Source organism: Pseudomonas sp. AU12215, assembly GCF_001675465.2.
Lineage (GTDB): Bacteria > Pseudomonadota > Gammaproteobacteria > Pseudomonadales > Pseudomonadaceae > Pseudomonas > Pseudomonas nitroreducens.
This window is the reverse complement of record NZ_MACM02000179.1, coordinates 25,907-50,443: the sequence shown is the minus strand read 5'-3', so window position 1 is coordinate 50,443 and position 24,537 is coordinate 25,907. Positions and strand designations below refer to the sequence as shown.

The window sequence follows — 24,537 nt, the reverse complement described above, 5'->3', positions numbered from 1 at the left end:
GCTCCTGCCGCGCAACCACCGGGCGCCCGCCCACAGCGCTTCCCCCACCGTTTTGCAGTACCCCGAGGATGCCTACCGGCATCCTCCCTACCTAAAGCCAAAAGCGTGCGTAGGGTGGGCCAGAAGGCTCGCCGGGGAACCCCTTTGCTCAAATTCCGAGGATCTGGATCATGTTGGACGCCACTCTTAAAACCCAGTTGAAGGCCTACCTGGAAAAGGTTCAGCAGCCGTTCGAGATCGTCGCTTCCCTCGATGACAGCGACAAATCCCGCGAACTGAGCGAACTGCTGCACGACATCGTCGGCCTGACCGACAAGATCACCCTGCGAGAAGATGGCAGCGATGGCCGCAAGCCGTCGTTCTCGCTGAACCGCCCGGGGGCGAACATCGGCCTGACTTTCGCCGGTATCCCCATGGGCCACGAATTCACTTCCCTGGTGCTGGCGCTGCTGCAGGTCGGCGGCCACCCGTCCAAGCTCGAGGCCGACGTGATCGAGCAGGTCAAGGGCGTGCAGGGCACGTTCGAGTTCGAAACCTACTTCTCGCTGTCCTGCCAGAACTGCCCGGACGTGGTGCAGGCGCTGAACCTGATGGCCGTGCTCAACCCGAACATCCGCCACGTCGCCATCGACGGCGCGCTGTTCCAGGATGAAGTCGAGCAGCGCCAGATCATGTCGGTGCCGAGCATCTACCTGAACGGCGAAGTGTTCAGCCAGGGCCGCATGGGCGTGGAAGAAATCCTCGCCAAGATCGACACCGGCGCCGCTGCCCGCGAAGCCGAGAAGCTGTCGGCCAAGGAAGAGTTCGACGTCCTGGTCGTCGGCGGTGGCCCGGCCGGCGCTGCGGCTGCGATCTACGCCGCCCGCAAGGGCATCCGCACCGGCGTTGCCGCCGAGCGTTTCGGCGGCCAGGTGCTGGACACCATGGCCATCGAGAACTTCATCTCGGTGACCGAGACCGAAGGCCCGAAACTGGCGCGCCAGCTCGAAGAGCACGTCAAGCACTACGAAGTCGACATCATGAACCTGCAGCGCGCCAGCGCGCTGATTCCGGCCAAGAGCGTCGGCGGCCTGCACGAAGTGCAGTTCGAGGGCGGCGGCAGCCTGAAGGCCAAGTCGGTGATCCTGGCCACCGGCGCCCGCTGGCGCGAAATGGGCGTGCCGGGCGAGAAGGAGTACAAGGCCAAGGGCGTGTGCTTCTGCCCGCACTGCGATGGCCCGCTGTTCAAGGGCAAGCGCGTGGCGGTGATCGGCGGCGGCAACTCCGGCGTCGAAGCGGCCATCGACCTGGCCGGTATCGTCTCCCACGTGACCCTGCTGGAGTTCGACAGCAAGCTGCGCGCCGACGCCGTGCTGCAACGCAAGCTGTTCAGCCTGCCGAACGTGGACGTGATCACCAGCGCGCTGACCAGCGAAGTGAAAGGCGATGGCCAGAAGGTCACCGGCCTGGTCTACAAGGACCGCAACTCGGAAGAGTTCAAGTCCATCGACCTGGAAGGCATCTTCGTGCAGATCGGCTTGCTGCCCAACAGCGAGTGGCTCAAGGGCACCATCGAGCTGAGCCCGCGTGGCGAGATCATCGTCGATGCCCGTGGTGAAACCTCGCTACCCGGCATCTTCGCCGCCGGCGACGTGACCACCGTACCGTACAAGCAGATCGTGATCGCGGTCGGCGAAGGCGCCAAGGCGTCGCTCTCCGCCTTCGATCACCTGATCCGCTCCTCCGCGCCAGCCTGATGACCTCGCGCTAGAGAAAGAAACGCCCGGCTCACGAGAGTGAGTCGGGCGTTTTCTTTTGTGCGGAATTTGCCGGACTCTCAGAGAATCGGCGACACCAGCCGCGCCACCCGCATCCCCAGTTGCTGCAGCCGGTGCACGCGCCTGCGGTCGTCCAGGGTCATCTCCACCGACTGGGCGAAGTCCTCTTCCAGCATGGCTTCCACGTCGCGGGCGAAGCCTTCGTCGACGGTGATCACCATGATCTCGAAGTTCAGGCGGAAGGAGCGGTTGTCCAGGTTGGCGCTGCCCACCGCGGCGCTGTCGTGGTCGATCAGCACCACCTTCTGGTGCAGGAACCCCGGCTGGTAGCGGAACACCCGCACGCCAGCACGCACGGCCTCCAGGGCGTAGAGGCTGGAGGCGGCGTAGACCGTCTTGTGGTCCGGCCGCGAGGGCAACAGGATGCGCACATCCACGCCGCGCAGCACCGCCAGGCGCAAGGCAGCAGCGACGGCTTCGTCCGGGACGAAGTAGGGCGTGGTGATCCACACCCGCTCAACCGCCGCGTTGATCGATTCGACGAAGAACAGCGAGCAGGTTTCCTGGGGGTCCGCCGGGCCGCTGGGGACGACCTGGCAAAGCATCCCGGCATCGTCGTAGCCATCGGGCAGGATCAGCGTCGGCAGGGTATGGGTGGCCCAGAACCAGTCCTCGGCGAAACATTCCTGCAGGCACGCCACCGCCGGCCCGCGCAGTTCGATGTGAGTATCGCGCCAGGGCGCCAGCGGCGGCTTCTCGCCCAGGTATTCGACGCCGACGTTGTGCCCGCCGACGAAGCCGCGCAGGCCATCGACGACCACTATCTTGCGATGGTTGCGGAAGTTCACCTGGAAGCGATTGATCATCCCGCTGCCGGTGCTGAACGCATGCACCTGCACGCCGCCCTGGCGCAGCTTGTCGATATAGCGGCGCGGCAGCGCGTGGCTACCGATGCCGTCGTACAGCAGGAACACGTCGACGCCATTCGCCGCGCGCTCCAGCAGCAGCTGCGCCAGGCGCTGGCCGAGGGCGTCGTCGCGGATGATGAAGAACTGCACCAGCACGACTTTCTTTGCCGCCGAGATGGCTTCGAACATCGCATCGAAGGACGCCTTGCCGTTCGCCAGCAGGCGCACCTCGTTGTTCGCCAGCGTCGGCATGCGCGCCAGCCCGACCATCGCCTTGAGCGCCTTGTAGCCATCGTACTGGCGGGCGGCGAGCGCCTCTTCCACCCAGGGGCGCCAGTCCAGCTCGGCGGCGGCCACGTGCATCTCCTCGTTGGCTTGCCGGCGCGCGCCGATGTAGGCGTCGAAGCGGCTGCGGCCGAAGACCAGGTAGGGCACCAGGGTCAGCAGCGGCATGAATACCAGCGAGGTCGCCCAGGCAATGGCACCCTGCGCGGTGCGCACGCTGAGCACGGCATGGACCGCAGCGATGATCCCGAGCAACTGGACCACCACCAGGAAGTGGGCGATGTAGGCGGAGTAATGCATGGGCGCGCGATCGGTTCCTTGTGGTCGGCGATTGGGCTGAGCTTAGCTGGCTGCCGGATACTGCGGCCAACGGTGGATGGGGCCGCGCCAGTGTTCGTAGGCCTTGCCCAGGCGCAGCACCTCGACGTCGGCGAAGCGCGGGCCGACGATCTGCAGGCCGATGGGCATGCCGTCGGCGGTGAAGCCGCAGTTGATTGAGAGTGCCGGTTGCTCGGACATGTTCCACGGCACGGTGAAGCCGATGTGCTCAAAGGGCTGCGCCGGGTCGTTGGTCGGTGATGCCCATTCGGCCGGGAAAGCGGCGACCTGGTTGGTCGGCGAGAGCAGGAAGTCGATCTCCTGGAACTGCTCGGCGGCCCGGCGGCGCATCTCGAACGTCTGGTTGAAGCCGCGCACTGCTTCGGCACCGCTCACCGCCGCGCCGCCCTCGGCCCACTGGAAGATGTAGGGCAGCACCTTGGCCTGGCGCTCCACCGGCAGGTTCTCCAGCTCGGCCCACAGGCGCGCGCGCCAGAACCTGTCCAGGCCCTCGAGCAGCTCGCGGTCGAGGATCGGCCGAACCTCGATGATTTCCGCGCCGGCATCGGCGAACTGCCTTGCGGCGGCTTCCACCGCAGCGCACACCTCGGGCTCGGGGCGCAGGCCGCAGCCGGGGTCCAGCTGCAGGCCGATGCGCAGGCCGCGCACCTCGGCGTAGTCGATGTGCCAGTCGAGATCGGCCGGCGGCAGGGCCGTAGCGTCACGCCAGTCGGGGCGCGCCAGGTGCCTCATCATCAGCGCCGCGTCGTCCAGTGTGCGGGTCATGGGGCCGGCGCAGCGCCCTGTGAAGTAGGGATCGATGGGGATTCGCCCCAGGCTCGGCTTGAAGCCGACCAGCCCGCACCAGCCCGCCGGCAGGCGCACCGAGCCGCCGATGTCGGTGCCGATGTGCAGCGGCCCGTAGCCGGCCGCTGCCGCCGAGGCTGCACCGGCGCTGGAGCCGCCCGGGTTCATGCGCAGGTCCCAGGGGTTGCGGGCCAGCTTGTGGAAGCTGGACAGCCCGGAGGAGAGCATGCCGAAGTCCGGCACCGTGGTCTTGCCCAGCAGGATGGCGCCGGCCTCGTTCATCCGCTCGGCGGGCGGGGCGTTGCCGGTCGCCGGTTGCAGGAGGGTGGCGGCGCTGCCCTGCGGAATCGGGTCGCCGGTGGTGGCGATCAGTTCCTTGATGGTCACCGGTACGCCGTCCAGCTCGCCGCAGGGAGCGCAGCGGATCCAGCGCGCCTCGGAGCGCCGCGCCTGCTCGATCGCGCGCTGCGGGTCGAAGGCATAGAGGGCGCAGAGCTGCGGTTCCCAGCGTTCGATATGGGCGATCAGATGGTCGAGGTACTCGACCGGGGAAAGCTGGTGCGAGCGGTAGAGGGCGAGCAGTTCGACGGCGGACAGATCGTGCAACGGTGGCATGGCGGTCTCCGGCGGGGCTGTGCCTCACCCTAACCGAATCCGCGCGCCGAGGGGATGGGGTGCGGCACTCATGCCGCACCCGCTTGCGTGGCTCAGGCGCGCTGACGCGACTGCTGGTCGATCAGGTACTGCAGGCGATACAGATGACGGTAGCCCGCTTCCCAGGCGCCGTGGCCGGATTTCACGTTGATGTGCCCGGCGGAGGGCAGGATCACGGTTTCGGCACCCCAGATGCGACCCAGCGCCATGGCGCGCTGCGGGCTGCAGGCGGCGTCGTTGTCCGAGCCCACCAGCACCGTCGGGAACGGCAGCGTCTGGGCGGCAATGGGGGCAAAGTTGCGCAGCGCGTCGTGGCAGGTTTCCCGTTCCACATCCGCTGGCGCAACCAGCAGGGCGCCGGATACCTGGGCCAGCGCACGACGATCGGCGCGGGCCGCCCAGGCGGCGACGGTGACGCAGCCCAGGCTGTGGGCGATCAGCACCACGCGGCCGGGCTCGCGGCGGATTTCGCGGTCGAGTTCGGCGACCCAGTCGGCACGCTGCGGGGTGATCCAGTCCTGCTGCTGCACCCGCGCGGCGTTTGGCAGGGCGCGCTGCCAGTGGCTCTGCCAATGGGCGTCGTCGGATCCGTGCCAGCCCGGCACGATCAGGTAGCGGATGCGGTCGTTGCGCATGGGGCGGCCCTCTCGAATCGTCATGAGAAGGCATTCTAGGGAGGGTTTTAATATTCGTTAAGGAATAAGAAATTCTTTGCTTATGCAGTATTTAAGCTAAACGAATGGCTATAAGCGGTTATTCCTGCGCCCGGCGCAACGGGCAGCAGCGCGCCAGGATGCCTTCCAGGTTGAGGTCGGGCATGGCGTATTCTCGCAGTGCGCGGGCGGTCTGCTCGACGTAGTCGCGGGTGGTACCGAAGTGGCCCTGGGCGCTGGCCAGCACGTGCTCGACGATATTGTCGGGCAGGGAGCCGGCGTAGCTGGGCAGATGGCGTTCGAGGACGAAGCCCAGGGCGCGCACGCGCGTGCCGTCGTCGAGGCGGCAGTTGAGCCATTCCGGGCGATAGGAGGCGTAGGGCATCTCCCTTTCCCAAAGCGCGTAGAGGTTGGCGTCGAGGTGATCTTCCGGCAGGCGGAAGGCGAAGCCTGAGCAGGAGCCGCCGCGATCCAGGCCGAGTACCAGGCCGGGTGCTTCCGGGGTGCCGCGGTGGGTCAGGGACCACAGGTAGAGCCCGCGATGGTAGCCGTGCACCCGCGCGCGGCGCGCTTCGGCCACCGGGAACTCCGGGCGCCAGATCAGCGAGCCGTAGGCGAACAGCCACACCGGACCGGCGCCATGTTCGCTCATGGTGATGTCGAGCGAGGCGCGCAGCTGTTGTGGTGTGAAGCGTTCCGGCACCCCCAGTGTCGGCGGATAAAACGGGCCTTCCGAAGCGGGAGACGATGTCATGCGGTACCCCTCAGGTCTCCGAACTGTCATCAACTTAGTGGAAGAGCGGCGGCCACGGAAGAGCCTGAAAGGCATAGGTTTATTGCCGAGGCGGGGATGACGACGAACGGCGGAGGCGAGGTTGTGGATGTTAGCGCCAAAGCCCCGCTCCCCCGCCCTCTCCCTTAAGGGAGAGGGAGCCGATCGGCGTTGCCGGGAGGTACGGGGTTCCGCTTGATGCCATTCAGTCCCCTCTCCCTTCGGAGCGGGGCGCGCAGCCAGGGTTCGGGAGAGGGTGCTACCGGCTGCTCGGTCCCTGGGAATCGCGAATAAAAAAAGGCCGCTCACCCCTGCCTGAGTATTGGGAGAGCGGCCTTGAAGCTCGGTACGTTGTGGAGGTCCCTTTCTACACCCGCTCTGTTTCAGGCGTCTTACAGGTTCCTCAGCGCGCGGTGATGACCGCCAGTTTGGTGATGCCGGCCTTCTCGATGGAGGCCATGGCCTTGGCCACCTGGCCATAGTTCACGGTTTCATCGGCCTGCAGCTGCACGCGGACTTCGGCGTCCTTGGCCTTGGCCGCCGCCAGATTGCTTTGCAGCAGGTCCGGCTGGATCTCGTCCTTGTTGATGAACCACTTGCCGGCGCCGTCGATGCTCACCACCAGCGGGTCCTTCTGCTCCGGCGGGGCGACCGCCTCGGTCTTGGGCAGGTTGATCGGGATGGCGTTGGTCAGCAGCGGCGCGGTGACGATGAACACCACCAGCAACACCAGCATCACGTCCACCAGCGGGGTGACGTTGATCTCGGAGAGAACCTCGTCGCTGTCCTGGGTCGAGAAGGCCATGTCAGCTCGCCTCCTTCACGCTGGCGCCGGCAGCCGGTTTGCGCGCGGCGGTGGGCAGGGCGACGACGCGGAAGGCACTCTTCTGCGCGAGGCTGTAGAAGTCGTGGGCGAAGTCGTCGAGGTCGGCCGCAGTGAGCTTCAGGCGACGGAGGAAGTAGTTGTAGACCAGCACCGCCGGCACGGCGACGGCGATTCCCACGCCGGTGGCGATCAGTGCGCTGCCGATGGGGCCGGCGACAGTTTCAAGGCTGGCGGAGCCGGCTGCGCTGATGCCCTTGAGCGCTTCCATGATGCCCCACACGGTGCCGAACAGACCGATGAAGGGCGAGGTGGAACCGATCGAGGCGAGCACCGCCAGGCCGGATTCCAGGGAGCGGCGCTCACGCTGGATCTGCTGGCGCAGGGCGCGCTCGAGGCGGTCCTGGTGGTTGATCGACTGGGCCAGGTCCGGCTGGCCGTTGTCCTGCACCTGGATGGCGGCGAAACCGGCCTGGGCCACGCGGGCGCCGGCGCCGGGCTTGCCGGCGGCCTGGTCACCGGCCGATTCGAGGCTGGTGGCGCTCCAGAACTGCTTCTGGAAGCGCTTGTCCTGGGACTTCTGGCGGGTGAACTGGACGCCTTTCACCAGGGCCAGCGCCCAGGTGACGACGGAGAAGCCGACCAGCAGCCAGATGACTGCGCCTTCGACGGATTCCAGGGGGTTCAGGGGCAGACTCATGGGTGTTCTCCTTCCGCGTTTCTCGTGCGGCTGATCTGGGCAAGTTGAATCAATGCAATTTGAAGTCGATGGGTACGCTGACCCAGCCGTCCTGGGCCACATCACCGCGCTTGGCGGGGACGAAGCTCCAGCGTTTCACTGCGCGCACCGCGGCGTCGTCCAGGGCGTCGCGACCGCTGCTCTTCTGCACCTGGATCTCGCTCGGGCTACCGCTGGCAAGTACGTGCACACGCAGCAGGACGGTGCCTTCCCAACCGCGACGCTGGGCCAGTGGCGGGTATTCCGGCGCCGGGTTCTTCAGATAACCGGCGCTGGCCGAGGGCGGCGTCAGCGGGGCTGGAGCCGGCGCTGGCGGAGCAGGTGGCGCCGGTTGCGGTGGCGGAGTTTCAGCCTTGGGCGGCGCTGGTTGCTCGACCGGCTTGGGCACGGGCTTGGGAACCGGTTTCGGCTTGGGTTTGGGGATCGGCTTGGGCGGCGGCGGTTTCACCGCGTTTTCGTCCACCACCGGAGGTGGCGGCTCCTGCACCACTGGCTCGGGGATCGGCTCGGGCGGCGGCGGTTCCACCACCGGCGGCGTCGGCGCGGTGAATTCGATGGTCATCGGCGGCACCTGTGGCGGTACCTCCGGCAGTTTGGGCGTGGGCTGCTGGCTCAGCCAGTAGATCACCGCGCCGTGCAATGTCAGGGCGAACAGGCCGAGCAGCACGCCTTCGCGGCGGCTCAGCGCGCGGGCTTTCGCCGGCACGTGGCGGCCTAGCTCCAGCGCGTGGCGCAGCGGGCGGCCGAGATCGACCAGGTCGCCGCCGGGCACGTGGCGCAGGAAAGCATCCGGCGCGAGGGCATGCTGGGGTTGAGCCATGAACGATCTCCTTGCAGGTCTGCGCGGCTCTACGACGCGCTTGAAACGGACCTGCATGATTGGCGGAGCGTCTTAGCTCTTGAAGTGATTATTTTAGTTATTGAAATAACTTTCTGGACTATACGGTTTTGCTGGGTCGCTGTAGGCCGCGCCATTCGTGCCTTTGAGCGAAATCGTAAAAAACCGATGCCTTTGCGGCATGGAAAATATGCAGGGAAGGTTGGCGAAAAAATGCTCAAACCCTTGCGGCAGAGCCTTCCTGTAGGAGCGAGCTTGCTCGCGAACGGGATTTTCAGGCCGCTCCGGAGCCGGGCGGGTTCGCGAGCAAGCTCGCTCCTACAAAGAGCAAAAAGCCAAAACGAAAAAGCCCGGTCATTCGACCGGGCTTTTCAGAAGGTGAAGCTGCGTCGGCGATCAGAACGCCGGAACGACGGCACCCTTGTACTTCTCGAGGATGAACTGCTTCACCTCGGGGCTGTGCAGGGCGGCGGCCAGCTTCTGCATGGCGGCGCTGTCCTTGTTGTCCGGGCGGGCAACCAGGATGTTCACATAGGGCGAGTCGGCGCCTTCGATGGCGAGCGCGTCCTTGGTGGGGTTCAGCTTGGCTTCCAGGGCGTAGTTGGTGTTGATCAGGGCGAGGTCGACCTGGGTCAGCACGCGCGGCAGGGTGGCCGCTTCCAGCTCACGCACCTTGATGTTCTTCGGGTTCTCGACGATGTCTTTCGGGGTCGCGGTGATGGACTTGTTGTCCTTGAGCTTGATCACGCCGGCCTTGTCCAGCAGCAGCAGGGCGCGGCCGCCGTTGGTAGCGTCGTTGGGGATCACCACGGTGGCGCCCGAGGGCAGCTCTTCGAGCTTCTTGAACTTGGTGGAGTAAGCGCCCAGCGGCTCGATGTGCACGCCGGTGACGGCGATCAGGCTGGTGCCCTTGGTCTTGTTGAACTCATCCAGGTACGGCTGGTGCTGGAAGAAGTTGGCGTCCAGGCGCTTCTCGGCGACCTGGGTGTTGGGCTGCACGTAGTCGGTGAACTCCTTCACCTTCAGTTCGACCCCTTCCTTGGCCAGGATGGGTTTGACGAAATTGAGGATCTCGGCGTGCGGCACCGGAGTGGCGGCGACGGTCAGGCTGTCGGCAGCCTGGGCCAGCGGGGCGGCGATCACGGCGGCGGCAGCGAACGCGGCGAACAGTTTCTTCATGGTTGGCTCCTTGGCGGCCCGCATCCGGCGGGCCTTGTGGTTATTTGCGGGAATAGTGGACCACCAGCTTGTCGCCGACGGTCTGCAGGATCTGGACGAGTACCACCAGCATCACCACGGTGAGCAGCATCACGTCGTCCTGGAAGCGTTGGTAGCCGTAGCGGATCGCCAGGTCGCCGAGGCCGCCGGCGCCGACCACGCCGGCCATCGCGGTGTAGGACACCAGGGTGATGGCGGTGACCGTGATGGCGGCGATGATGCCTGGGCGGGCTTCGGGCAGCAGGGCGTTCCAGATGATCTGGCGGGTGCTGGCGCCCATTGCCTGGGTGGCTTCGATGATGCCTTTGTCCACCTCGCGCAGCGCGGTTTCCACCAGGCGCGCGAAGAACGGCGTGGCACCCACCACCAGCGGCGGGATGGCCCCGGCGACGCCCAGCGAGGTGCCGACCAGGATTACCGTGAGCGGGATCAGCACGATCAGCAGGATGATGAACGGCAGCGAGCGCAGCACGTTGACGATGAACGCCAGCACGCCGTAGATGCCGCGGTTGGCGAACATCTGTTTGGGCCCGGTGAGGAACAGCAGCACGCCCAGCGGCAGGCCGAGGATGACGGTGAACAGCAGCGAACCGCCGAGCATCCAGAAGGTGTCGAGGCTGGCCTGGAGAATCTCGGACCAATCGATGTTTACAAAAAAGTCGCTCATGCGCGCAGCACCTCCACATGGACTTCGGCGGCGTTGAGCTGCGCCATGGCGGCCTCGATGTCACCGCCCACCAGGGACAGGGTGAGCTGGCCGTAGGGCTGGTCCTTGATGCGGTCGATGCGGCCGGCGAGGATGCTGTAGTCCACGCCGGTCTGGCGCGCGACGGTGCCCAGCAGCGGCGCGTAGGTCGCCTCGCCACGGAAGGTCAGGCGCAGGATGCGGCCCGGCACGTGGGCGAAGTCATCGTGCTGCTCGTTCTCGTCCACACGCTCGGCCTCGAAGACGAAGCGGCGGGTGGTTTCGTGCTGCGGGTGGAGGAACACGTCGGCGACGTCGCCCTGTTCAACGATGCGCCCGGCATCCATGACGGCGACCTGGTCGCAGACCCGGCGGATCACGTCCATCTCGTGGGTGATCAGGACGATGGTCAGCTTCAGCTCGCGGTTGATCTCCGCCAGCAGTTGCAGGACCTGGCCGGTGGTCTGCGGGTCGAGGGCGCTGGTGGCTTCGTCGCAGAGCAGGATGGTCGGCCGGCAGGCCAGGGCGCGGGCGATGCCGACGCGCTGCTTCTGGCCGCCGGACAGCTGTGCCGGGTACTTGCGGGCGTGGTCCTGGAGGCCGACGCGCTCGAGCAGTTCGTCCACCCGCGCGGTGATCTCGGCGGCGCTGAAGGTGCCGGCGAGCTTCATCGGCATGGCGATGTTGTCGGCGACGGTCTTGGAGGCCAGCAGGTTGAAGTGCTGGAAGATCATCCCGACGCGCTGGCGGAAGCGGCGCAGGCCGTCGGCGTCCAGGGCGGTGATGTCTTCGCCGTCGATGACGATGCGCCCGCCGCTGGGTTCTTCCAGGCGGTTGATCAGGCGCAGCAGGGTGCTTTTACCGGCGCCGGAATGGCCGATCAGGCCGAACACCTGGCCGCCCTCGATGGACAGGCGGGTCGGCTGCAGGGCCGGGATATCGCGTCCGGCGACGCGATAGGTCTTGTGGACGTCGTGGAATTCGATCACGTAGCAAACCTTGTGGGTACGGCGTGTGGGAACCTGTTCATGGCGTGCTGCGCGTCGGCATTACTGCGTTGAGAACAGGCGAGAAATGCTCATTTACGCGTGAGTAGACTCCGCTTTCTCGCCTGTTTTCGCCTTGTACTGCTCTAGCTCGCAAGCCCTAAACAGATTCGGGACCTACTAAGTTGTCGAGGGATAAACGACAAACGTAGGCGGTCAGCCAAAACCGCGCATTTTAACCTGCTTTTTTATGGCTGATTAATCTTTGTTCAACTAACTGCGGAACAAAAGGGAATAACGGGCACCGCGAACGGGTGCCCATGGGCTTACGGCGTGCAGGTTGGCTGAGCGCCGGGAGCGGCGGGCTTCTGCAGGCCGCTGACATCGGCGGCGACGCCGGGGGCGCGGGGCATCAGCGAGCGGGCGCGGGTCAGGGCGGTGGTGGCGCCGTTGACGTCGCCCTTGGCCAGGGCCTCGCGGCTGCGCTCCAGGTAGGCGTCGGCCAGGCGCTTGCGCCGTTCGGCGAGCTGGGTGGTGTCTTCCTGCTCGGAACCCAGCGCGAGCTGCGCGGATTCCAGACGGCCGGCGGCCAGTTCGGTCTCGAAGGCGCTACTGCTGGTTGGGGTGGTCGCGGTGCTCTGGCAGGCTGCCAGGGCAAGCGCCATGGCCATCAGCGCGAACAGGCGGATGACGAACGACTTCATGCGTCAGGGTCTCTTTTGATCAAAAAATCGCCAAATTCTACACCGTCCGGCGCGGCAGGACAAAGCTCAGCAGGAACAGGGCTGCCGCGCTGACCACGATGGAGGGGCCGGCAGGAGTGTCCTTGAACCAGGACAGCGAGAGGCCGGCGCACACTGCCACCAGGCCGATCAGGCTGGCGCCGAAGGCCATCTGCTCAGGGCTGCGCGCGTGCCGTTGGGCAGCGGCGGCGGGGATGATCAGCAGCGAGGTGATCAGCAGCACGCCGACGATCTTCATGGCCACGGCGATGACGATGGCGATCAGCAACATCAGCGCCAGACGGATGGCGGTGACCGGCAGGCCTTCGACCCGCGCCAGTTCCTCGTGCACGGTGATCGCCAGCAGCGGCCGCCACAGCCAGCAGATCAGCCCCAGCACCAGGGCGCTACCGGCGACTATCCACAAGAGGTCGGTCTGGCTGACGGCGAGCAGGTCGCCGAACAGGTAGGCCATCAGGTCGACGCGCACTTCCTTCATGAAGCTCAGCGTCACCAGGCCCAGCGACAGCGTGCTGTGGGCGAGGATGCCGAGCAGGGTATCGGCGGCCAGCGGCTGGCGCTGCTGCAGGGTGACCAGCAGCACGGCGAGCAGCACGCAGCCGACGGTCACCGCCAGGGTCGGGCTGACGTCCAGCAGGAAGCCGAGGGCGACGCCGAGCAGGGCGGCGTGGGACAGGGTGTCGCCGAAATAGGCCATGCGTCGCCAGACGACGAACGAACCCAGGGGCCCGGCGACCACCGCCAGGGCCAGCCCGGCGAGGAGGGCGTTGAGCAGGAAATCAGCCATGGTTGCAGTCGGGGCCGTGCTGGTGGACCGGAGTGAAGCGGGTGCCGGCGGGGAAAGCGGGTTTCACCACCTCGCCGTGCAGGTCGTGGGAGTGGTCGTGGTGGTGGTGATAGATCGCCAGGCTGCGGGCATCCTGGCCGAACAGCTCGACGAAGGCGGGGTCGCCGCTGACCTGTTCCGGATGTCCGGAGCAGCAGACGTGGCGGTTCAGGCAGACCACCTTGTCGGTGGCGCTCATCACCAGGTGCAGGTCGTGGGAAACCATCAGCACGCCGCAGCCGAGGCGGTCGCGCAGGCGGCCGATCAGGCGGTACAGCTCGGCCTGGCCGGCGACGTCGACACCCTGCACGGGTTCGTCGAGCACCAGCAGTTCCGGCTTGCGCAGCAGCGCGCGGGCCAGCAGCACGCGCTGCAGTTCACCGCCGGAAACGCTTTGCAGCGGCTTGTCGATGACGTGGGCGGCACCGACTTCCTTCAGCGCGTCGAGCGCCTGGGGGCGCTGTACGCCCGGCACCAGGCGGAGGAAGCGGAAGACCGTCAGCGGCAGGGTCGGATCGACGTGGAGTTTCTGCGGCATGTAGCCGATGGACAGCTTCGGCGCGCGCCAGACGCTGCCGCTGTCGGGCTTGAGCAGGCCGAGCACGCTGCGCACCAGGGTCGTCTTGCCGGCGCCGTTGGGGCCGATCAGGGTGACGATCTCGCCGGGAGCGATGGTCAGGTCGACGTTCTGCAGCACCGCCTGACCGCCATAGCTGACGCCGACGCCTTGCAGGCGGATCAGGGCGTCACTCATCACGCCTCCCGCTGGCCGGGCGCGCAGGCGCCGCAGAGGCCGACGATCTCGACGGTCTGGCTTTCCACGGCGAAGCCGACACCCTTGGCGCCGGCAATGATGGCCTCGCTGATGGCCGGTTGTTCCAGCTCGATGGCGGTGTGGCAGGCGCGGCAGATCAGGAACTGGCCTTCGTGGGCGTGTTCCGGGTGCGCGCAGCCGATGAAGGCGTTGAGGGAGGCGATGCGGTGTACCAGGCCATTTTCCAGGAGGAAGTCCAGCGCGCGGTAGACCGTCGGCGGCGCCGCCTTGCGGCCGTCTTCCTCGCTCAGCACGGCGAGGATGTCGTAGGCGCCCAGCGGCTTGTGACTGGCCCAGACCAGCTCCAGCACGCGCCGGCGCAGCTCGGTCAGGCGCACGCCCTGGCGCGCGCACAGCGCGTCGGCGTCGGCCAGGGCGCTGGCCACGCAGTTGGCGTGGTCGTGCGGGCGGCAGGCGAGGGGAGTCTTGGGGGCGATCTTGTACATGCGCGGCGACGCTCGGGTTCAGAGACGTTATTATATTACTCTTTCATGTCTCCCCTGTGTGAGTGCCGCCGTGTCCTTCCGTCCCGTCGCCCTGCTGATCGCCTGCTGCGCGCTGCTGCTCAGCCTCCCCGTGCGTGCCGAGGTCAGCGTGCTGACCAGCATCAAGCCGCTGCAACTGATCGCCGCTGCCATCCAGGACGGTGAAGGGACGCCGGACGTGCTGCTGCCGCCGGGCGCCTCGCCGCACAGCTACTCGTTGCGCCCCTCGGACATCCGCCGCGTGCGCGATGCGCAGCTGTTCTACTGGGTCGGCCCGGACCTGGAGAACTTCCTGCCCAAGGTGCTGGACAGCCGCAAGGGCCCGAGCGTGGCCGTGCAGGACCAGGCCGGCATGCATCTGCGCAAGTTTGCCGATTTCAGTGAGTCGAACCACCCGGACCACGACGACCACGATCATGACGACCTTGGCCATGATCACGACCACCGTCCCGGCATGATCGACGCCCACCTCTGGCTGCTGCCGGCCAACGCCCAGGTGATCGCCGCGCGCATGGCCGAAGACCTGGCCATCGCCGACCCGACCAATGCCAGCCGCTACCAGGCCAACCTGAAAGCCTTCGACGAACGCATGGAGACACTGAATACGCGCTTGAAGCAGCGCATGGATCCACTCAAGGGCAAGCCGTTCTTCGTTTTCCACGAGGCCTTCGATTACTTCGAGGAGGCCTACGGCCTGCGACACGCCGGTGTCTTTGCGGTGTCTGCCGACGTTCAGCCGGGCGCCCGCCATGTCGCGGCCATGCGCGCGCAGCTGCAGAAGGCCGGCCCGGCCTGCATCTTCAGCGAACCGCCGATCCGCCCGCGCCTGGCCGACACCCTGAGCCAGGGCCTGCCGGTGCGGCTGGCCGAGCTGGATGACCTGGGCGTGGGGGTGAAGGTGGATGCGCAGGGTTACGAACATCTGGTGGGCAATCTGGCGGATGAGTTCGCGGGGTGCCTGGAGAAGCTCTGAGTCTGGCTTGCCGGGGCTCTTACTCGGGGCTACTCCAGGCCTGACCCGAGCGCAGGAGCGGACTCCGTCCGCGATAGGTTCGCCTCGCGCTTGACAGCATGGTGGCCGCGTCCGCTAGCCGGGGCCAGCTATCGGGCAATCCAGAGAAGACATAGCGAGAGCGTCACCAGCGAACCCAGGGTGGACAGCAGAATGCTCCGCGACACCACCGCCGCCTCGCGCTGGTAGTACTCGGCGAGCATGAACGGCCCGGTGCCAGTGGGCAGTGCGCTGAGCAGCAGCGCCGAATCGGCCCACAGCGGCGGCAGGTCGAAGACCTTGTAGGCGAGGAAGCCGGTGAGCAGAGGCTGGCCGATCAGCTTGATCGCCACCAGCGGCCAGGCGCCGACCTGCTCGCCTTCCTGGCGCTGGGCCAGGAACAGGCCCAGGGACACGAGCGCGCAGGGCGTGGTCGCGGCAGCCAGCATGTCGAGGAAATGCAGCAGCGGCGCCGGTAGGCCGATGTCGGTCAGCGCCCACAGCCCACCGATGATCGGCGATACCACCAGCGGGTTCTTGCCCAGCGCCTTGGTCACTACCCACACGGCGCGGCCAATGTGTTTCTCCTCTTGCAGGCCGACCTCGATGCACACCACCGAGATGGCGAACAGCACGCAGACCACCAGCAACGAGGCGATCAGCGCCGGCTCCAGGCCATCCTGGCCGAACACCAGCAGGCACAGCGGGATGCCCATGTAGCCGGTGTTGGCATAGGACGCGCTGAGCCCGTCGATGCTTGCCGCCGGCAGCGGGCGACCCTGCAGCAGGCGCCAGGTCAGCGTGGCGAAAAACACCAGAAGGCAGCCGCCGGTGAAGGCGGCAAGGAAGCCCGGTTGCCAGATTTCCGCCCAGGTCGCGGTGGCGGTGACCTTGAACAGCAGTGCCGGCAGGCACAGCCAGACCACCAGCTTGTTCACCTCCGACGCGGCCTGCGGGCCGAGGCGGTTGCTGCGTCGGCACAGCCAGCCCACCAGGATCAGCGCGAAGATCGGCAGGACGACGGCGAAGACGGTGTGCATGGCAGGGAAACCTGGAGAAGCGGGAGCGGCAGGCGAGCATAGGGTTGCCAATCGATACCGTCCAATGCTTACTAGGGCGCCCATCCATACCCTTTCCGTATCGATGATCGACTTCCGCCAGCTGCGCTATTTCCTCGCCCTCGCCGAGCACCTGCACTTCGGCCGTGCCGCCGAGGCGCTGCACATCACCCAGCCGCCGCTGAGCCGGCAGATTGCCGCGCTGGAGGAAGAGCTGGGCACTCCGCTGTTCGCCCGGCACTCCCGCTCGGTGGAACTGACCGCCGCCGGCCGCGATTTCCAGCAGCACGCCCGCGCCTTGCTCTCGGGCCTGGATCTCGCGGTGCGCGCTGCCCGTGCCACCGCGCGCGGGGAGCGTGGCGAATTGCGGATCGGCTTCACCATGCTCGCCGCCTGGACGCTGCTGCCGCGCCTGCTGAAGGCCTTCGCCGATGGCCACCCGGAAGTGAAACTGGTGCTCAACGAGGTCCTGCCCCGCGACCTCGGCCCGGCGCTGGACAACGGCGAAGTGGACGTCGCCCTGACCTTCCCCGAGCGCGAGCCGGGCCAGCGCCTTTACCGCACCCTGCAACGCGAGCCGCTGTGCGCGGTGCTACCGACGGTTCATCCGCAGGCGCAGACCGCCGAGCTGGACCTGGCGAAGCTGGCCGGCGAGCCCTTCATCACTTTCCCGCCCGCCACGGCGCCGGCGCTGCACGAGTCGGTGATGGATTGCTGTCGCCAGCATGGGTTCGCCCCGTCCGTACGCATGGAAACGCACCTGCAGCAGACCATCGTCAACCTCGTCGCCGAGGGGCTGGGCGTCTCGCTGGTGCCCGACTCGATGCGGCGCATGCAACTGCCCGGCGTGGCCTTCCGCTCCATCGCGGACTCGCCGCAGGTGGAGTACGGCGCGGCCTGGAGCCCGCACAACGACAACCCGTGCCTGGCGGCGTTTCTGCGCAGCGCGGGTGCGGTCTAGACAACTTCAGGAGCGCGCCACACGCGCGATTGCAGGCATGGCGATCCTGCGCTCAGGCCATCCCTCACCCTAACCCTCTCCCAAAGGGAGAGGGGACTACTCTGTGAAGGACGAAAGCTTGGCGTCAGCCGGCACGGACAGCACCCTCTCCTTGGGGAGAGGGCTGGGGTGAGGGGGAAACGCAGGCACAAATATTCCAGAAAATGACACAGGGGTGTCCGCTCACACCCGCCCGGTCACCGGAATGCATGCGCCGGTGATCGCCGCCGCATCATCGGAGGCGAGGAACAGCAGGGTCGCCGCCAGTTGCTCCGGCCGCACCCAGCGGTCGAACTCGGCATCGGGCATGTCGGCCCGGTTCTGCGGGGTGTCGATGATGCTCGGCATCAGCGCGTTGACGGTGATCCGTGCATCCTTCAGCTCTTCCGCCAGCGCTTCGGTCAGGCGCATGACACCGGCCTTGGACGCCGCATAGGCGCCCATGCCCAACGCCGCGCGGTTGGCCGCTGCTGCGGCGATATTGAGGATGCGCCCGCGCCCGCGCGTCTTCAGGTGGCCCAGGGCGGCCTGGCTGGAGACCACTGCGGTGCGCAGGTTGATGCGGTACATCAGGTCCCAGGTGTCGACGTCGCCGTCGGCCAGGGTTTCCCAGTGGAAGCCGCCGGCCACGTTGATCAGCGCATCGAGGCCGCCGAAGTGCTCGTTGACCTGCTCCAGCGCCGCGCGGGCGGCGGCAGGACCGGTGAGGTCGATACCGCCGATGGACAGCGCCCCGGCCTGTGGATAACGCGGGCCGACGGCGCGGTCGAGCAGGGCGACCTGCCAGCCGGCATCGGCAAACGCCTGGCCGACCACGCTGCCCAGATGGCCGAAGCCGCCGGTGATGGCGACGATCCTGTTCATGTGGTGCTTCCTCGCGAAGAAGTGGGAGGCGCACTTATAGGGTTAGCAGGCGCGACGTGAAAGGTCGCGGGCGCCAGATGAGGGGACGGATCGGGACGGGGAATTTCCGGGCAGGTTCGGTGCTAAGCACAGCCCTCACCCTGACCCTGGCTGCGCGCCCCGCTCAGAGGTAAAGGGTACTGTCGGCAGCGAGGTGGCAGCACGGTGTCAGCCGGCACAATCGACGCCCTCTCCCTCCGGGAGAGGGCTGGGGTGAGGGTTGGCCCCGCAGCGGGGCCAACCCTCAAACGCCTACTTCACCAACCGCGCATCCAGGCTGTTCTGCGCCAACCGCTGCGCCTGCTCCTGGGTCATCCCCAGATGCTCATGCAGGGCCTGGAAGTTCTCGGTGACGTAGCCGCCGAAGTAGGCCGGGTCGTCCGAGTTCACCGTCACCTTCACGCCACGTTCGAGCATGTCGAGGATGTTGTGCTCGCGCATGTGGTCGAACACGCACAGCTTGGTGTTGGACAGCGGGCAGACGGTCAGCGGGATCTGTTCGTCGATGATGCGCTGCATCAGCCGTTCGTCCTCGATGGCGCGCACGCCGTGGTCGATGCGCTCGATCTTGAGCAGGTCCAGGGCTTCCCAGATGTACTCCGGCGGCCCTTCTTCGCCGGCGTGGGCAACGGTGAGGAAGCCTTCGCTGCGGGCGCGGTCGAACACACGCTGGAACTTGCTCGGTGGGTGGCCGACTTCGGAGCTGTCCAGGCCGACAGCGATAAAGGCGTCGCGGAACGGCATGGCCTGGTCGAGGGTCTTGAACGCCTCTTCCTCGGACAGGTGACGCAGGAAGCTGAGGATCAGGCCATGGCGGATGCCAAGTTTTTTCTCACCCTCCTTGAGCGCGCCCTGGATGCCGCGCAGCACCACCTCGAAGGGCACGCCACGGTCGGTATGGGTCTGCGGGTCGAAGAACGGCTCGACGTGGATGACGTTCTGCGCCTTGCACTTCTCCAGATACGCCCAGGTCAGGTCGTAGAAGTCCTGTTCGGTGCGCAGCACATCGGCGCCGGCGTAGTAGAGATCGAGGAACTCCTGCAGGTTGTTGAACGCATAGGCCTTGCGCAGGCTCTCGACGTCGCCCCAGGGCAGGGCGACCTTGTTGCGCTCGGCCAGGGCGAACAGCAGCTCGGGCTCCAGCGAACCCTCCAGGTGCAGGTGCAGTTCGGCCTTGGGCAGGGCATTGAGCCAGTCGTACATGGGGGAGGTCTCGTTATGGGTGGATCAGGCGCCAACATTGGCACACAGGCTGATCCGGCAAGCAATTGGCAGCGGGGCAACAGGCCCCGGCATGCGTGGACAGAGATAATTCTGACGCAAAAGACAGATATCCGCGAAATCTTCCGACCGGTCCCCTTTCTAGAATCGCAGCACCTCCCCCACAGCAGCCCGTTCCATGAACAAGACCCTGCTGGCCGTACTGGCTCTGCTGCCCTTAGCCCTGGCCGCCTGCGACGCCTCGTCTTCCTCCGACTTTAGGTACAACGAGGTGGTGACCCCCGCTTTCCTGCATAACGTGCAGCGCATCGATCGGGACATGAGAAGACTGAGCAAAGGCGATTTCGACTCCGGCGGTGCCGTCGCCGCGACGCGAGCGGTGGAAAGCCCGGCCGGCCACATCGTCGAACTCGAACATGATCTCAACCAGGTGCAGCAACTGCCGCACGGTGAGGATGCCGGCCGCTACGCCAGCAGCCTGTCGCGCTACTACGAACTGCAGATCGGTTACTACCAGCAACTCAGGCGCTATGCGGAATCCAGCGACAAGGCAAGGAAAGAGGCGCTCGCGCAGGAACTCGACGACGCGTACCAGGCGTTGCGCGTATTGCCCGATCAGGTCCTGGCGGCGCAGAAGCAATTCGTCGAGCGCGCCGACCTGCCCCACTGAGCTAACGAGCCGGCGACGGCGATCGGCAGGTCGCTGGTGCGCCTCCGGTCCATTGCCTAAGATGGCGCTCTCGCTTTCTTACGGAATGGATATCCCCCTCGATGCTGCGCGCGCTCAAAGAAGAAAAATTCCTCCTCCTCGCCCTGCTGGTGGCGATTGCGGTCTACCCGCTGGAGCACAGCCTGCTGGGTGGCGGCAAGATGCTCGCGGGGCTCACCGCGGCCGCGCTGCTGGCGGTGATCATCAGCGTCTCGCTGCGCGTGGCGCACCACGCGGAAATCCTCGCGGAAAAGGTCGGCGAGCCCTACGGCACCATGATCCTGACACTGGCGGCGGTGCTGGTGGAGGTGGTGATCCTGGCGATCATGATGGGCCACAACCATTCCCCGACCCTGGCCCGCGACACCATCTACGCCGCAGTGATGCTCGACATGAACGGCATCCTCGGCCTGGCCGCGCTGCTCGGCGGGTTGAAGCACGGTGAGCAGTCGTACAACGACGACTCGGGCAAGACCTACGTGACCATGATCCTCACCGCCGTGGGCATCTCCATGGTGGTGCCGGAGCTGATACCGGCCGAGCAGTGGAAGCTCTACTCCTTCTTCACCATCGGCTGCATGGTCATGCTCTACGCGCTGTTCCTGCGCATGCAGACCGGCCAGCACAGCTACTTCTTCAGCTACAACTACGCCACCCATGGCGAGCAGGGCGAAGGCCACGAGGCGGCCGGCAACAGCAAGCAGTCCATGGCGCTGCTGGTGGTCGGTGTAGTACTGATCGGCGCGTTGGCGGAGGTGATGTCCAAGGCCCTGGATGTCGGCCTGGAAGGCAGCGGCGTGCCGCCCATCGTGCCGGCGCTGCTGGTGGCGGCGATCTCCGCCAGCCCGGAAATTCTCACCGCACTGCGCGCCGCCATGGCCAACCGCATGCAGCCGGTGGTCAATATCGCCCTGGGCGCGTCGCTGTCGACCGTGATCCTCACCGTGCCGGTGATCGAGGCCCTGGCGTTGTTCAAGGGCCAGCCGATCCAGATGGCCATGACCCCGTTGCAGACCGGCATGATGTTCATCACCCTGATGGTTGCCGGCTACAACCTGCATGACGGCAAGACCAACGCCATCGAGGGCATGACCCACTTCGTGCTGTTCGCCACCTTCCTGATGCTGTCGTTCATGGGACTCTGAGCATGCTCAAGCTGTACCTCGCCGGCCCCGACGTGTTCCGCCCCGACGCCGTCGAGCAGGGCGAGCGGCTCAAGGCACTGTGCACCGAGTTCGGCGTGCAGGGACTCTATCCGCTGGATCATTCGGTGCCCGAGGGCATCGTCGAGCCGGTTGAGCAGGCCCGCTGGATCTACCAGGCCAACCTCGAGCTGATCCACCAGGCCGACGCGGTGCTGGCCAATCTCAACCCATTCCGCGGCGCCGAACCGGACAGCGGCACCGCCTTCGAACTGGGCTACGCCGCTGCGCTGGGCAAGCCGCTGTTCGGCTACATCGATGAAGGCGGCAGCTGCGCCGAGCGCCTGCCTTGCGAATGGAAGGGTGACCAGCCGGGTCGCGATCGCGACGGCAATCAGATCGAGGGGTTCGGCCTGCCGCTGAACCTGATGCTCGGCGTGCCGGCGAAGATCGCCGTGGGAGGGGCGCGGGAAGCGTTGGAGTTGCTGCGGGAAGAGTTGCTTTCGTAGCAGTGGACTCGGTTTGCGATAGGTCCGCATCGCGTTGGATGCCCTTGCGGGCGGGGGCCGCTCTTGTGCCTCGTCATGGCACGGCGAATTGCCGGCAACAAAAACGCGCCCAGGGGCGCGTTTTTGTTGGGCTCGCAATGATGGTCAGCGACGTTTTTCGAGCTTGAAGAAGAACACCTTGGTCGCCTGGCGGGCGACGATGCGGCCTCCACTGACGCGGGGCTCGAAGCGCCACTTGTCCATGGCGTCGCGCACGGCATTGTCGAACATGCGCGGCGGCGAGGACTCCAGCACCTGGATATCGGCGATGCGGCCATCGCTGGTGATGGTGAACAGCACCTTCACCCGGCCTTCGATGCCACGGTTCAGCGCCATGCGCGGATAGACCGGCGGGTCCATGCGCAGCGGCTTGATGTCGCTGTCGTTCAGGCTGCCGGTGGGCAGGCCGGCGGGGCCCTGCGAACCGGTCGGCGCGGCCTGGGCGCCCTGGGTGAACTGGCCAACGGTGGGCGCGGCGGGCGGCGGCGGGGCGGCCGGAGTCGGCGACGCGGCGGTTTCCTCGGCCGGTTCCGGGTCAGGCTCGGGCTTGGGTTTCGGCTTGGGCTTGGGCGACACCTTGGGCACGGCCTTCTCGACCGGCTTGGGTTTGGGCTTGGGCTTTTCCGCCGGCTTGGGCGGCTCGATGGGCTTGGGCGGCTCGGGTTCCGGCGGCGGAGTCGGCGCGGCAGCAGGCGGCTGCTGCACTTCCGGCTTGGGCGGCAGGGTGACGACACTCACCTGCATCGCCTTGGGCATCTCGCCGGCGCCCAGATTCAGTTCCGCCGGAGTCGGCATCACCCAGACCAGCGCGGCGACGATGGCCAGGTGCATGGCGATCGCCAGGCCCGAGGACTTCCACCAGCCGCCGGGGGGCGGGGGCTGCTCGCCGTCTTCCACGCCTTCGACCGGCGCCGCGTAGGGAATCAGGACCTCTTCGGTAACCACGTCCTCGTCGCGGCGGGGGCCGGCACAACTGACGAGTCGCAGGGTGGCCTCATTGACGCGCTGGGCATTCACGCTGGGCAAATGGGCGCCGTCATCCGCCGTGGCGGAAGTGAACAGCTGTTCCTCAGCGTCTGCGGCTGGACTGGCGTCCGCCGCCTTGCGCGGTTGGGGTAACGACATGAGAAAGCCTGCGGGAAGAGTTCACGAAGCAGTATCTGCTGATAATTATTATCATTCACTAGTTGCGCGAGGGCAACCTTATCCGTCAGATCGGTGCGATGGCGCAGCGTAAAAGGCCGTCCTGCAGGGCCTGCGGATCGGCTTCGGCGGCCAGGATCAGCTCTATCCGACTGTCCTTGCGCCACGCGCTGGGCGTCCAGGGCGCCGGACCGACGGTGCGGTTGCAGGCCAGCCAGGCGGTTTCGCCATGCAGCACGGCCTTGGCCCGCAGCAGGCCGGGAATCCCGCCCAGCCAGGCATCCAGTTCGTCCGTGCGGAAGCGCCAGTCTCGGTGGAAGCGCCAGCCGACCGACTGTCGGCCGTCGTCCACTCGCACCTGGCGCAGAGGAGCTTCACGGCGCAACAGGATCGCAGGTTCACCAGGCGAGGCACCCTGCGGCAAATCAGCGCTCGCCGGTTCAGTTGGCGTCGTTGGCAGCTCGCCCAGCGACAGACGCCCCTGGATCGTCCAGCACAACGGCACGTCCGGCAGCTGCACGGCCAGAGCCGCACGCGCCGCGCCATCCAGGGCTTCGGACTTGTTCATCACCAGCAGCGCCGCCTCGCCCAGCGCCTGCTGCTGCGCTTCGGGCAGGGGCTGGCCGACCGCCAGTGCGGCAGCATCGAGCACCATCACCATCGGTTGCACCGCCAGCACGCCCTGCCAGGGCGCCGCACGCAGTTGCGCCAGCAGTTGCGCGGGATGGCCGAGGCCGGACGGCTCGATGAACAGTCGCTGCGGCCGCGCCTTGCGCAGCAGCCGGCCGAGGCCGACCTGAAACGGCGCGCCATTCACGCAGCACAGGCAGCCACCGGCGACCTCGCCCAGGGCGATGCCGTCCTCGTCGCGGGACAGCAGCGCGGCGTCGAGCCCCACCTGGCCGAATTCGTTGACCAGCACCGCCCAGCTTTCGCCTGCGGGACGTTGCGCCAGCAAGGACTGCAGCAGGCTGGTCTTGCCGGCCCCGAGGGGGCCGGCGATGAGATGAGTCGGGATCTGCTTCAACATTCGCCCATGGTGCCGCCTGACGCTCGCCGGGAAAAGCGCTAGAGTCGCGGCTTCCCCTCGCCACCCCGGATCGATCATGCGCCTGTTGCTGCCTTTTGCTCTCGCCTGCCTGCCCCTGTTCGCCCACGGCGAGGCCTGCGTGGTGCATACCCAGGGCAAGCAGGTCGACGTGAAGGTCTGCCAGCAGAACCGCACCATCCCGGAAAAACTCTTCCGCGAGGGTTTCTGCCAGCCGCAGCTGAAGGACCAGAAGGTCGAGGTGACCTACGCCGAAAACTGCCCCAGCGGCGCCTTCGGCGTCTGCGAGAACGCCCAGACCCAGGGCGTGCCCTATCGTCAGGACATCCACTACTACGGCGTGGCCAGCGATGCGCGCATTCTCCAGCCGTTCTGCGAGCAGCAGAGCAACGGCCACTGGCGCAAACCCCAGTAACGGTCATCGCCCTGTCACACGCTTCGGGCCTACTGTCCCCGGGTACCT

Annotated in this window: 26 protein-coding genes; 7 read left to right on the top strand and 19 right to left on the bottom strand. The window is 66.6% G+C overall.

What is annotated here, in order from left to right:
* Nucleotides 1-170 precede the first annotated feature (170 nt).
* The gene (gene ahpF, locus A9513_RS30985; protein WP_065086395.1) at nt 171-1,736 is read left to right on the top strand and encodes an alkyl hydroperoxide reductase subunit F; all 1,566 of its coding nucleotides are present in this window, start codon (nt 171-173) and stop codon (nt 1,734-1,736) included.
* An 80-nt stretch (nt 1,737-1,816) separates the two neighbouring features.
* Here the strand turns inward: ahpF and cls are convergent, their stop codons facing one another.
* From cls to zur, 14 genes are all read right to left on the bottom strand, one after another.
* The gene (cls, locus tag A9513_RS30980; protein WP_024766272.1) at nt 1,817-3,250 is read right to left on the bottom strand and encodes a cardiolipin synthase; all 1,434 of its coding nucleotides are present in this window, start codon (nt 3,248-3,250) and stop codon (nt 1,817-1,819) included.
* Nucleotides 3,251-3,292: 42 nt separating this feature from the next.
* Nucleotides 3,293-4,690, bottom strand: coding sequence for an amidase (locus A9513_RS30975; RefSeq protein ID WP_065086394.1), 1,398 nt, complete (start codon nt 4,688-4,690; stop codon nt 3,293-3,295).
* Between the two features lie 92 nt (nt 4,691-4,782).
* A complete protein-coding gene (locus tag A9513_RS30970; RefSeq protein ID WP_065086393.1) occupies nt 4,783-5,364 on the bottom strand; it encodes an alpha/beta hydrolase in 582 nt (193 codons plus the stop codon).
* Nucleotides 5,365-5,482: 118 nt separating this feature from the next.
* On the bottom strand, nt 5,483-6,136 hold the full coding sequence (locus A9513_RS30965) for a gamma-glutamylcyclotransferase (RefSeq protein ID WP_024766995.1): 654 nt from the start codon (nt 6,134-6,136) through the stop codon (nt 5,483-5,485).
* A 421-nt stretch (nt 6,137-6,557) separates the two neighbouring features.
* Nucleotides 6,558-6,959, bottom strand: coding sequence for a biopolymer transporter ExbD (locus A9513_RS30960; RefSeq protein ID WP_024766994.1), 402 nt, complete (start codon nt 6,957-6,959; stop codon nt 6,558-6,560).
* Between the two features lies 1 nt (nt 6,960).
* Nucleotides 6,961-7,677 carry a MotA/TolQ/ExbB proton channel family protein gene (locus tag A9513_RS30955; RefSeq protein WP_024766993.1) on the bottom strand — a complete coding sequence of 239 codons (717 nt, stop codon included), beginning with the start codon at nt 7,675-7,677 and terminating at the stop codon, nt 6,961-6,963.
* A gap of 49 nt (nt 7,678-7,726) precedes the next feature.
* On the bottom strand, nt 7,727-8,536 hold the full coding sequence (locus tag A9513_RS30950) for an energy transducer TonB (protein WP_037016173.1): 810 nt from the start codon (nt 8,534-8,536) through the stop codon (nt 7,727-7,729).
* Nucleotides 8,537-8,950: 414 nt separating this feature from the next.
* Nucleotides 8,951-9,733, bottom strand: a complete 783-nt coding sequence (locus A9513_RS30945) for a MetQ/NlpA family ABC transporter substrate-binding protein (RefSeq protein ID WP_024766992.1) — start codon at nt 9,731-9,733, stop codon at nt 8,951-8,953.
* A gap of 40 nt (nt 9,734-9,773) precedes the next feature.
* Complete coding sequence (locus A9513_RS30940) at nt 9,774-10,439, bottom strand: methionine ABC transporter permease (protein ID WP_024766991.1); 666 nt, start codon at nt 10,437-10,439, stop codon at nt 9,774-9,776.
* Nucleotides 10,436-11,446, bottom strand: coding sequence for a methionine ABC transporter ATP-binding protein (locus A9513_RS30935; protein ID WP_024766990.1), 1,011 nt, complete (start codon nt 11,444-11,446; stop codon nt 10,436-10,438). The genes A9513_RS30940 and A9513_RS30935 overlap by 4 nt, the downstream gene beginning before the upstream one ends.
* Nucleotides 11,447-11,769: 323 nt before the next feature.
* On the bottom strand, nt 11,770-12,147 hold the full coding sequence (locus A9513_RS30930; protein ID WP_065086392.1) for a hypothetical protein: 378 nt from the start codon (nt 12,145-12,147) through the stop codon (nt 11,770-11,772).
* Nucleotides 12,148-12,184: 37 nt separating this feature from the next.
* Complete coding sequence (gene znuB / locus A9513_RS30925; protein ID WP_017521234.1) at nt 12,185-12,973, bottom strand: zinc ABC transporter permease subunit ZnuB; 789 nt, start codon at nt 12,971-12,973, stop codon at nt 12,185-12,187.
* Nucleotides 12,966-13,766, bottom strand: a complete 801-nt coding sequence (gene znuC, locus A9513_RS30920) for a zinc ABC transporter ATP-binding protein ZnuC (protein ID WP_065086391.1) — start codon at nt 13,764-13,766, stop codon at nt 12,966-12,968. The genes znuB and znuC overlap by 8 nt, the downstream gene beginning before the upstream one ends.
* Entirely contained in the window at nt 13,766-14,272 is a 507-nt protein-coding gene (gene zur, locus A9513_RS30915) for a zinc uptake transcriptional repressor Zur (protein WP_065086390.1), read from the bottom strand. Before zur ends, znuC begins: the two co-directional genes overlap by 1 nt.
* A gap of 70 nt (nt 14,273-14,342) precedes the next feature.
* Here zur and znuA point away from each other — a divergent pair, with 70 nt between their 5' ends.
* Complete coding sequence (gene znuA / locus A9513_RS30910) at nt 14,343-15,284, top strand: zinc ABC transporter substrate-binding protein ZnuA (protein ID WP_065086410.1); 942 nt, start codon at nt 14,343-14,345, stop codon at nt 15,282-15,284.
* 128 nt (nt 15,285-15,412) lie between these two features.
* Here znuA and A9513_RS30905 read toward each other — a convergent pair whose 3' ends face one another.
* Nucleotides 15,413-16,342, bottom strand: a complete 930-nt coding sequence (locus A9513_RS30905; protein ID WP_065086389.1) for an AEC family transporter — start codon at nt 16,340-16,342, stop codon at nt 15,413-15,415.
* Between the two features lie 64 nt (nt 16,343-16,406).
* On the opposite strand from A9513_RS30905, the gene A9513_RS30900 reads away from it, so the two are divergent.
* Nucleotides 16,407-17,321 carry a LysR substrate-binding domain-containing protein gene (locus A9513_RS30900; protein ID WP_231387724.1) on the top strand — a complete coding sequence of 305 codons (915 nt, stop codon included), beginning with the start codon at nt 16,407-16,409 and terminating at the stop codon, nt 17,319-17,321.
* 222 nt (nt 17,322-17,543) lie between these two features.
* Here A9513_RS30900 and A9513_RS30895 read toward each other — a convergent pair whose 3' ends face one another.
* Nucleotides 17,544-18,224 carry an SDR family NAD(P)-dependent oxidoreductase gene (locus A9513_RS30895; RefSeq protein ID WP_024766985.1) on the bottom strand — a complete coding sequence of 227 codons (681 nt, stop codon included), beginning with the start codon at nt 18,222-18,224 and terminating at the stop codon, nt 17,544-17,546.
* A 291-nt stretch (nt 18,225-18,515) separates the two neighbouring features.
* Nucleotides 18,516-19,466: an adenosine deaminase gene (locus A9513_RS30890; protein WP_038803473.1), complete on the bottom strand. Its 951-nt coding sequence runs from the start codon at nt 19,464-19,466 to the stop codon at nt 18,516-18,518.
* Nucleotides 19,467-19,662: 196 nt separating this feature from the next.
* Here A9513_RS30890 and A9513_RS30885 point away from each other — a divergent pair, with 196 nt between their 5' ends.
* The 3 genes from A9513_RS30885 to A9513_RS30875 all read left to right on the top strand — a co-directional run bounded on the left by A9513_RS30885 (nt 19,663) and on the right by A9513_RS30875 (nt 21,844).
* A complete protein-coding gene (locus tag A9513_RS30885) occupies nt 19,663-20,154 on the top strand; it encodes a hypothetical protein (protein WP_065086388.1) in 492 nt (163 codons plus the stop codon).
* A 101-nt stretch (nt 20,155-20,255) separates the two neighbouring features.
* Entirely contained in the window at nt 20,256-21,338 is a 1,083-nt protein-coding gene (locus A9513_RS30880) for a calcium:proton antiporter (protein ID WP_065086387.1), read from the top strand.
* Between the two features lie 2 nt (nt 21,339-21,340).
* A complete protein-coding gene (locus tag A9513_RS30875) occupies nt 21,341-21,844 on the top strand; it encodes a nucleoside 2-deoxyribosyltransferase (protein ID WP_065086386.1) in 504 nt (167 codons plus the stop codon).
* Between the two features lie 144 nt (nt 21,845-21,988).
* On the opposite strand, the gene A9513_RS30870 is transcribed toward A9513_RS30875, so the two are convergent.
* Nucleotides 21,989-23,008: an energy transducer TonB gene (locus A9513_RS30870; protein ID WP_065086385.1), complete on the bottom strand. Its 1,020-nt coding sequence runs from the start codon at nt 23,006-23,008 to the stop codon at nt 21,989-21,991.
* An 85-nt stretch (nt 23,009-23,093) separates the two neighbouring features.
* Nucleotides 23,094-24,056, bottom strand: a complete 963-nt coding sequence (locus A9513_RS30865; RefSeq protein WP_065086384.1) for a GTP-binding protein — start codon at nt 24,054-24,056, stop codon at nt 23,094-23,096.
* Between the two features lie 76 nt (nt 24,057-24,132).
* On the opposite strand from A9513_RS30865, the gene A9513_RS30860 reads away from it, so the two are divergent.
* A complete protein-coding gene (locus tag A9513_RS30860; RefSeq protein WP_024766821.1) occupies nt 24,133-24,489 on the top strand; it encodes a hypothetical protein in 357 nt (118 codons plus the stop codon).
* Nucleotides 24,490-24,537: the final 48 nt, after the last annotated feature.

Excerpts from the sequence above, each read along its gene's own strand:
- A9513_RS30970 (WP_065086393.1), bottom strand. The coding sequence starts at position 5,364 with ATGCGCAACGACCGCATCCGCTACCTGATCGTGCCGGGCTGGCACGGA.
- znuC (WP_065086391.1), bottom strand. The coding sequence starts at position 13,766 with ATGAGTGACGCCCTGATCCGCCTGCAAGGCGTCGGCGTCAGCTATGGC.
- A9513_RS30955 (WP_024766993.1), bottom strand. The coding sequence starts at position 7,677 with ATGAGTCTGCCCCTGAACCCCCTGGAATCCGTCGAAGGCGCAGTCATC.
- A9513_RS30870 (WP_065086385.1), bottom strand. The coding sequence starts at position 23,008 with ATGTCGTTACCCCAACCGCGCAAGGCGGCGGACGCCAGTCCAGCCGCA.
- A9513_RS30950 (WP_037016173.1), bottom strand. The coding sequence starts at position 8,536 with ATGGCTCAACCCCAGCATGCCCTCGCGCCGGATGCTTTCCTGCGCCAC.
- A9513_RS30875 (WP_065086386.1), top strand. The coding sequence starts at position 21,341 with ATGCTCAAGCTGTACCTCGCCGGCCCCGACGTGTTCCGCCCCGACGCC.
- A9513_RS30865 (WP_065086384.1), bottom strand. The coding sequence starts at position 24,056 with ATGTTGAAGCAGATCCCGACTCATCTCATCGCCGGCCCCCTCGGGGCC.
- A9513_RS30895 (WP_024766985.1), bottom strand. The coding sequence starts at position 18,224 with ATGAACAGGATCGTCGCCATCACCGGCGGCTTCGGCCATCTGGGCAGC.
- A9513_RS30965 (WP_024766995.1), bottom strand. The coding sequence starts at position 6,136 with ATGACATCGTCTCCCGCTTCGGAAGGCCCGTTTTATCCGCCGACACTG.
- A9513_RS30940 (WP_024766991.1), bottom strand. The coding sequence starts at position 10,439 with ATGAGCGACTTTTTTGTAAACATCGATTGGTCCGAGATTCTCCAGGCC.
- A9513_RS30975 (WP_065086394.1), bottom strand. The coding sequence starts at position 4,690 with ATGCCACCGTTGCACGATCTGTCCGCCGTCGAACTGCTCGCCCTCTAC.
- A9513_RS30960 (WP_024766994.1), bottom strand. The coding sequence starts at position 6,959 with ATGGCCTTCTCGACCCAGGACAGCGACGAGGTTCTCTCCGAGATCAAC.
- A9513_RS30900 (WP_231387724.1), top strand. The coding sequence starts at position 16,407 with ATGCTTACTAGGGCGCCCATCCATACCCTTTCCGTATCGATGATCGAC.
- zur (WP_065086390.1), bottom strand. The coding sequence starts at position 14,272 with ATGTACAAGATCGCCCCCAAGACTCCCCTCGCCTGCCGCCCGCACGAC.
- cls (WP_024766272.1), bottom strand. The coding sequence starts at position 3,250 with ATGCATTACTCCGCCTACATCGCCCACTTCCTGGTGGTGGTCCAGTTG.
- A9513_RS30905 (WP_065086389.1), bottom strand. The coding sequence starts at position 16,342 with ATGCACACCGTCTTCGCCGTCGTCCTGCCGATCTTCGCGCTGATCCTG.
- A9513_RS30930 (WP_065086392.1), bottom strand. The coding sequence starts at position 12,147 with ATGAAGTCGTTCGTCATCCGCCTGTTCGCGCTGATGGCCATGGCGCTT.
- A9513_RS30945 (WP_024766992.1), bottom strand. The coding sequence starts at position 9,733 with ATGAAGAAACTGTTCGCCGCGTTCGCTGCCGCCGCCGTGATCGCCGCC.
- A9513_RS30880 (WP_065086387.1), top strand. The coding sequence starts at position 20,256 with ATGCTGCGCGCGCTCAAAGAAGAAAAATTCCTCCTCCTCGCCCTGCTG.
- ahpF (WP_065086395.1), top strand. The coding sequence starts at position 171 with ATGTTGGACGCCACTCTTAAAACCCAGTTGAAGGCCTACCTGGAAAAG.
- znuB (WP_017521234.1), bottom strand. The coding sequence starts at position 12,973 with ATGGCTGATTTCCTGCTCAACGCCCTCCTCGCCGGGCTGGCCCTGGCG.
- A9513_RS30890 (WP_038803473.1), bottom strand. The coding sequence starts at position 19,466 with ATGTACGACTGGCTCAATGCCCTGCCCAAGGCCGAACTGCACCTGCAC.
- A9513_RS30860 (WP_024766821.1), top strand. The coding sequence starts at position 24,133 with ATGCGCCTGTTGCTGCCTTTTGCTCTCGCCTGCCTGCCCCTGTTCGCC.
- A9513_RS30885 (WP_065086388.1), top strand. The coding sequence starts at position 19,663 with ATGAACAAGACCCTGCTGGCCGTACTGGCTCTGCTGCCCTTAGCCCTG.